At 62.1% G+C, this 7,644-nt stretch carries 4 protein-coding genes; 2 read left to right on the forward strand and 2 right to left on the reverse strand.

What is annotated here, in order from left to right:
* Window positions 1-325 precede the first annotated feature (325 nt).
* Together VHX65_05760 and VHX65_05765 are read left to right on the forward strand one after the other, a co-directional pair.
* Window positions 326-991 carry a transposase gene (locus tag VHX65_05760; protein HEX3998038.1) on the forward strand — a complete coding sequence of 222 codons (666 nt, stop codon included), beginning with the start codon at window positions 326-328 and terminating at the stop codon, window positions 989-991.
* Between the two features lie 187 nt (window positions 992-1,178).
* Window positions 1,179-3,782: a DEAD/DEAH box helicase gene (locus VHX65_05765; protein HEX3998039.1), complete on the forward strand. Its 2,604-nt coding sequence runs from the start codon at window positions 1,179-1,181 to the stop codon at window positions 3,780-3,782.
* Between the two features lie 145 nt (window positions 3,783-3,927).
* Here VHX65_05765 and VHX65_05770 read toward each other — a convergent pair whose 3' ends face one another.
* Window positions 3,928-5,820: a M14 family metallopeptidase gene (locus VHX65_05770; protein HEX3998040.1), complete on the reverse strand. Its 1,893-nt coding sequence runs from the start codon at window positions 5,818-5,820 to the stop codon at window positions 3,928-3,930.
* Between the two features lie 224 nt (window positions 5,821-6,044).
* The coding region (locus VHX65_05775) for a M14 family metallopeptidase (GenBank protein HEX3998041.1) at window positions 6,045-7,644 on the reverse strand (1,600 nt) is incomplete at its 5' end.

Raw genomic sequence — 7,644 nt, forward strand, 5'->3', positions numbered from 1 at the left:
TTGAGGTCCGCCACTATGATCCGACCCGGTATCCAGACGCGCTCTGTCGCTTGCGCCAGGCACGTTTTGGAAGGAGCGATTTTGAAGTCATCTGTCCCAATCTTTGCCATCGCTTTTATCGCAGTTTGGATGTTAACCGCCGCAGCGCGCGCAAACGATGAAGGTCAATATTGGGAAACCCATAGCCTCGTATACGCTGAGGTCGCGGGCACGACGATGTCGGCCGATCGATCCCCGCAATACGTCTTTGTCCTTCGGCCGAGAAGAATAAAGGGGACAGGCGCATATATTGACGAGGATGGGTTGTTCTGGCAAGATGTTGTCCATGCCTCGAATCGCACGAGTCGCGCCCGGCGGGATGTTGTTTCATGTGCTGAACCGCAGCGTCGGGCGGATGCGACTGTTCCGCACCGACAGGGATTACCGAGCGTTCGCAGGGGTCGTGGAAGAGACGCTGCGCGTGGCGCCGATTCGCGTCTGTGCCTACTGCTGGATGCCGAATCACTGGCACTTTGTCCTGTGGCCCGCGCGCGACGGCGATTTGTCCGGCTTCATGCAGCGAATGACCAACATGCACACCCAACGCTGGCAACGGGCGAAGCGCCGCGTCGGCTACGGGCACTTGTATCAGGGGCGATTCAAGTCGTTTCCGATCGAGAGCGATGAGCATTTTTATTCGGTGGTTCGCTACGTGGAGCGAAACGCACTGAGGGCCGAATTGGTCGAGCGCGCGGAGCAGTGGCCGTGGGGCAGCCTGCGCGGCGCGGCGGGCGCCGGGCCGGCGCTTTGCGACTGGCCGTTGCCACGCCCGGCCGACTGGATTGAGCGGGTCAATTCGCCGCAGACGGCGGCGGAACTCGAGCGGATTCGCCGCTCGGTCCGTCGCGGCAGCCCCTTCGGCGATGCCGAGTGGAGCGAGCAGGCGGCCGAGCAATTGGGCTTGCAACCAACGCTCCGCCCCCGAGGCCGACCGCGCAAGAAACCGAACTAGGGCACGTTCTCATGTTGCCCATTATATGCGCCTGTCCCCTTTATATCCGCCCATTCTCATCTTGCCCATTATATGCGCCTGTCCCCTTTATATCCGCTGCTGATTCGACATCTTTCGCGGCCGGCGCTATAATGCCGGCCATCTGGCTGCACCGCGAAATTGAACTCGAATTCATGGAGGAATGCGAATGGCCACGGCATCGCAATCTCGCCGCTCGGCTCGCAAGACAACGTCGGCAAAACGCCGGCCGGCTCGCGCGGCGAAGCTCTCGCGGCTGTACAAGCCGGCCGAGATGTCGCTGGAAGCGTGGCAGCGTGAATTGCGGCGGCAGTTTGGCCGCGAGCAGCAGTTCACTTGGCGCAATATCGGGGCCGAACCGGTCTTTTCCGAATTCGAAGTCACCAATCCAGCAAGCAAGAGCACGTATCGCGTGGCCATTCGCGGCACGGAGCCGGGCGATAATTTCTGTTCCTGCGCTGATTTTGCCACCAGCACGCTTGGGACGTGCAAGCATATCGAGTTCGTGCTCGAGCAATTGGCCCGGCGCCGCGGCGGCAAGGCGGCGCTCAGGGCCGGCTTTCGTCCGCCGTATAGCGAGATCTACGTACAATACGGGTCGCGGCGCGAAGTGCGATTTCGCGCCGGCGAAGATTGCCCGACAGAACTGGCCCGGCTCGCCGCGCAATATTTCGACGCCGAGCAGCGGCTGTTGCCCGACGCTTTCGGCCGCTTTGAAACGCTTCTTTCCGCGGCGGGAAAAATCAACCATAAGTTGCGATGCTATGAAGACGTGTTGTCGCTCGTGGCCGAGGTGCGCGATGCGGAGCGCCGCCGCGAGGTGCTGGAGCAGGCATTTCCGCGCGGGACTCGCAGCCCGGCGTTCAAAGACCTGTTGAAAGTGCCGCTCTACGATTATCAGCGCGAGGGAGCGCTGTTTGCCGCGAAGGCCGGCCGGGTGCTGATCGGCGATGAGATGGGGCTTGGCAAGACGATTCAAGCGATCGCGGCCGCGGAGATTCTGGCTCGCTATTGCGGCGTCGAGCGGGTGTTGGTGGTTTGTCCCACGTCGCTCAAGCATCAATGGGAACGCGAAATCGCCAAATTCACCGAGCGGCCGGCAGAAGTAATCGGCGGTTCGCAGTTGCGCCGCCGCGAGCAATTCGCATCGCCGAGTTTTTTTAAAATCACCAACTACGACACCGTCTATCGCGATCTCGAAGCGATCGGCCATTGGTCGCCGGATTTGGTAATCCTCGACGAGGCGCAGCGGATCAAGAACTGGAACACGCGGCTCGCGCGGAGCGTGAAACGGATCGTATCGCCGTATGCCGTGGTGCTGACCGGCACGCCGTTGGAAAACCGGCTCGAAGAGTTGATTTCGATCGTGCAATTCATCGACCGTTTTCGCCTCGGCCCGACGTTCCGCCTGCTCGACGAGCATCAATCGCGCGACGAAGCGGGCCGCGTCGTCGGGTATCGCGGGCTCGATCGCATCGGGCAAACGCTCGCGCCGATTCTGATTCGCCGCCGCAAGAGCGAAGTGCTCGATCAGCTTCCGCCGCGATTGGACAAGAACTTCTTCGTCGGCATGACGGCCGAGCAATTGCAGCACCACGAGGAGAATCGCGAGACGGTGGCCCGCGTCGTCGCCAAATGGCGGCGGCATGGGTTTCTTTCCGAAGCCGATCAGCGGCGGCTGATGATCGGTCTGCAAAACATGCGGATGTCGTGCGACTCGGCCTATCTGCTCGACCAGAAAACCGATTCCGGCCCGAAGGCCGACGAATTGGCCACGCTCTTGGAAGAGCTCTATGAAGGGCCGGAAACGAAGGTGGTCATCTTCAGCCAATGGCTGCGGATGCACGAATTGCTGCGGCGGCGGTTCGAGGAGCGCTCGTGGGACTTCGTGCTGTTTCACGGCGGAGTGCCGGCCAACAAGCGCGGATCGCTGGTGGATCGGTTTCGCAACGACCGCACGTGCCGGGCCTTCTTGGCCACCGATGCCGGCGGCGTCGGCCTGAACTTGCAGCATGCGAACGTCGTGGTGAATGTCGATCTGCCGTGGAATCCCGCCGTGCTCGAACAGCGCATCGGCCGCGTGCATCGGCTCGGGCAACAGCAGCCGGTGAGCGTCGTGAATTACGTCGCCAAGGGAACGATCGAAGAGGGGATGCTTTCGGTGCTGAGCTTCAAGAAATCGCTGTTCGCCGGCGTACTCGATGGGGGCGAGTCGGAGGTCTTTTTGGGCGGCAGCCGCTTGAAGCGATTCATGCAAACGGTCGAAAATGTGTCGAGCCACATCACGGGCCCGACCGCTGCCGAAATGGAAGATTTGCCCGCGACGGCGGCAGCGGCACGCGACGGCGAAACCGCCGAACACGGCCGCAACGGCCCTTCGAGTGAAATGGGCCGGCATGCAAATGGCAAGGGCAACGGCTCGGGGCAGCCCGACCGGCACGGCCGCGGCGATAAGGCGGAAAGTGAAGAATCGCCCAGGCCCACCGCTCTTCTCGCGGGCATAGTCGGCCAATCCAGATCGGAGCCGCTGCTAGGCCTGCTGCAAGGCGGATTGACGTTGCTCGAGCAACTCGCAGTTGCCGCCTCCAATCCACCGACGGCTCGCGTCGCAGCGAATCAAGGCCGATCGCAAACCTCGGCCGGCCTGTTTCAAACCGCCCGCGACGAAGCGACAGGGCAGTCGTATCTGCAAGTGCGATTGCCGGAGCCGGAAGTTCTCGACCGGGCCCTAGCGGCATTCAGCACGCTGTTGAACGGCCTGCGCGCAGGCTGAACAAACCTTGCTGCGAGACAATCGGGTGCAGCCGCAACCGACGTAGCAGGCACACTCCATGTGCCGTCTGCGCTCCGCGGCGCGCCGCACACACAGCAGATCCGTTGCACGCATTGAACGGCAGACGGCACACGGAGTGTGCCTGCTACTTTAGCGGCGGTTCCGCTGCGGTGAGAGCATTGCTCTTCTTCTCGTCGTTGCCACCTTTGTACGACTCGACGCGCACCGTGAACGGGCCGGTTCCCGACACGATCCAGCGCACATAAGCCGCGCCCATGCTCGGCACCGTTTTCAATCGCAGGCTGCTCGGAAAACGCTTTTGCTCCGTGACCGTTTCGAAAAACTGGTCGGTTGCGGTCAGCCCGACGATCACGGTGGCGTGTGGGCAGGAGACGGTTACGAGATCCGGCGGCGTGATGTGATGTTCGATATCGATCGCAGCGTGGGTGGGCAACAGCCGTTCGTTGGAGATGACGGCGGTGACCTGCGTCAGTTTGTCGTCCGGCGATTTTCCACCCGGCGATTTTTCATCGCTCGACGCATCGAGCGGCCGCACGTCGATCGATTGCACCTTCACCAGCGGCATTTGATCGGCGTGGTAGAGCGTGAAGGCCATGTTGCGATGGCACTCTTCTTCGAGCAAGAACGAGGGTGGCTGGCGCCCCCAATTCTTCTTCAGCCCGCCCACTTCGATCATGCCATACACCGGATGCCGCACCGCATGCCACGGCACATAGCCGTCGCCCAATAGCAAGTCGCGATCGAACTGCCGCAAGACCGCCTCGCCGTGTCCGGCGTCGGGTTTTTGGCGGTTGAAATTGAAGGCGGGAAACAATTCATTGGTGAATGCGAAGACGCCCTGCATCATGTACAGCCAATCGAGTTCGGCCCCGTAGCATTCGTAAAGATCCTGGCCGGTCGCGATGTAGCGATAGCCGGGCAGCATCGATTCGCCGCGTTTGCCGAGCACGTCGAAAATCGCGATGTCGGCCGGATCGTATTGATCGATTTTCACGCCGGGTCCGCGCAAAATCATTCCTCCGGCATTGTGATACGACTGGGCGCCGGCGATATTGCGATGGGCCATGATGAAATCGGCCACCATTCGATTTTCGAGAATCGAAAACGGATAGCGATAAGCGCCCGGCTGCACGTAGTAGGGCTCCCAATGCCAGGCCCAATCGCGATTGGGATCGTAGTATTCGCGGCGGATGCGATACACCTTGCCTTCGCCGGGCCGATCGAAGCTTTCGCTTCCCAAGAGCGTGTAGCTCCCTTTCTCGTCGGGCTGGGCGCGGATCATGCGCTCGGGAAAATCGGGATCGGGCTTCGACCGGCCGTTTGGATCGCGGACGCGCATTTCCGTAATGTTGCCATCCTGGTCCAAATCGTCGCGCGGGTCGCTTTCGGAAACGGCTCCATCGCGGGCATCGCCGATGGGGCGCTGGCCGGCGCGAGGGCTGTGGGTCGAGTTCGGCTCGTAGAAATGAGCGTCGCGCGAGTCGGGACTCATCATCGGCATCAGGTAGAACGTGCGCTCGTCGAGCAATCGCCGCACCATCGGCGAGCGGTCGTACATTTCCAGCAGATACCAAGCGGTGTAGAGCACCACTTCGCTGGCTTGAATCTCGTTGGCGTGGATGCCGCCATCAATCCAGAAGGCCGGCTTGTCGGATTCGGCCGCGGGAGTTTTGAAATTCGTGACCGTCAGCATCCACATTTGGCGGTTGCCGTAGGATTTTCCCAAGCTTGTGAGCTTGGCCCGATCGGGAAAGGCCTTGGCCAATCGCTCGAGCAAACGCGTGGCAGCGGTGTAGTCGTGGTAGCGGTCCCAATGGACGTCGACTTTGGGCGTCGAAGTTGCGCCCTGCGGTTGGTAGGGCAACACATCGTCGAGCGGCGGATGATCCGGTTGATCGGCCGGTTGCCGAGCCAGCGGCGGCGTTGGCTCCGCGCCATGGGCGGGCAATGCGAAGAGCAACATGCCGACGAGCAGGAGAAGCGGAAAACAGTATTCAAGCGGACGTTCGCGCATCATTGACAACTCCCACCGTGTGCCACTCTGGACCACTAATCCCCGACTTCTTTGTAAGGAGCGACGAAAACACCCTGATTGTAGTAGGCACACTCCGTGTGCCGTCGGCGCGCCGCGATGCGCTGCGCACTGAGCAGTGCGGACGGCACACAGAGTGTGCCTGCTATTTCGGTTGCTGCTCCGCCGCCAGTGGCACGCGCTGCAACGTCATGCGCCATTGAGACGACTCATTTCAATTCGATCGTCGTGGTTGCGGAACCGGCGGCGGGGGCCGACACGCGGACGGTGGCCGCTGCCGGTTTGCCGCCCGGCGGCCGGATCAGCCAGGTGCAGCGAATCTGGTCGCCGCCGCGGATCCGCTCCAATTCGGTGCGCGGCGAGCCTTTCAAATAGGTCGATCCCTTCGGGGCGTCGAGCCGCAACAGCAGCGGATAAACTTCGCCGCTCAATTGGCCCATCGCGGAAGCGGTAGGCAAATACCCGAGATTCGCCACCGCGACGCTGACTCGCTGGATGCCGCCGCCGAGCAGCTCCGCCCGCGCTTCGCTGATTTTCAATTCGGGCATGAGCCGCGCCAGTTGCAAGACGAAGTCGGTGTGCCGTTCGGCGAGCGGATCGAGTTGCTTGGCCGGCGGATTCAAGAGCACGAACGGTTTGAAGCCGCCGATCTCCACCACTTGCCCCGGAAAATCGGGATGATGGATCGGTGTCCAGGGGATGAAGCCGTCGATCTTTTCGCGGGCCAGCCAATTCAGCGCGTTCAGTTCGTCCGCGCCGCGAGGATCATTGCTCGCCGGCTTGCCGGCCGGCGCGGGAACCTTGGGAACCCACCAGCCGCGGGCGGCGAACGACCAGCGGCCATATTGAAAGTAGGCCCATTCGGAAAACGATCCCTCGCCGGGCGGCGACTCCGGAGCATCGCTTTCGTGTTGAATGCCGCGGTAGGTCTCGGCGACGTGGGCAAATTCGGCCTCGTCGTCCGGCAACAGCGACGTTTTGCCGCGGCCTTGGTCGCCGCCGGGGCGCCAAGGATGCATCAGGTTATCTTCCGGCGAGAAACAGAACACGATCGCAATGTTCGGATGATCGAAGGCGAAATCCGCGACCGCGCGGGTCTCGATTTCCGAAACGGCATTCGGTCCGGCGCCGCGCTTGAAATATGGGTAGCGGAACGGAAAGTTGTGATTGAAGGCGACACCCTCGCCCCAGCCTTCGACCGGCGCGGCATCATCGTCGTGCCGCCCTTCCGGATAAAGTTCATACCGGCCGTGCTCGGGCTGGTCGTGATTCACGCGGATCAAGACGCGTGGATCGGCCGGATGCGGGATCCAATGCCCGGCCGGATCGGCGACGCGCATCATCGTGATCATGCCATCGGAATTGAGATCGGCGGCCGGGTCGGCGGCGTCGGGATCGCGCGGATCGCGCGTGTTGCGAAGATTTCCTTCCCGCTCGCGCCGCGGCAACTGGAAAAACGCTTCGCTGGCGTCGGGGCTGGGGCGCGGGATGATGTAGAACGCGAACCGCTCGAGCAGCGATTTCACGGCCGCATCTTTGCCCGCGCGGTCCAATAATTGGCGAGCCATTCGCATCGCCAGTTCGCTGCCCATCAGTTGCGGCGCGTGAACGTTTCCAACGATGAGAATCGCCGGCTTATCGGCGGCCGGAATCGGGCCGGCCGTGATCGAAAGCAGAAAAATCTTGCGGCCGCCGAGCGTTGTCGCTAGCGCGGAAACCTCGCACGACCCCGGCTTGGCCAGCGCCGCAACTTGCCGCGCGAATTCATCGTAATCGGCATATCCGGCGATCGCCGCATGCTCGGCCGCC

This window comes from Pirellulales bacterium, assembly GCA_036267355.1.
In the GTDB taxonomy this organism is placed as follows: domain Bacteria; phylum Planctomycetota; class Planctomycetia; order Pirellulales; family DATAWG01; genus DATAWG01.

Excerpts from the sequence above, each read along its gene's own strand:
- VHX65_05760 (HEX3998038.1), top strand. The coding sequence starts at position 326 with ATGCCTCGAATCGCACGAGTCGCGCCCGGCGGGATGTTGTTTCATGTG.
- VHX65_05765 (HEX3998039.1), top strand. The coding sequence starts at position 1,179 with ATGGCCACGGCATCGCAATCTCGCCGCTCGGCTCGCAAGACAACGTCG.
- VHX65_05770 (HEX3998040.1), bottom strand. The coding sequence starts at position 5,820 with ATGATGCGCGAACGTCCGCTTGAATACTGTTTTCCGCTTCTCCTGCTC.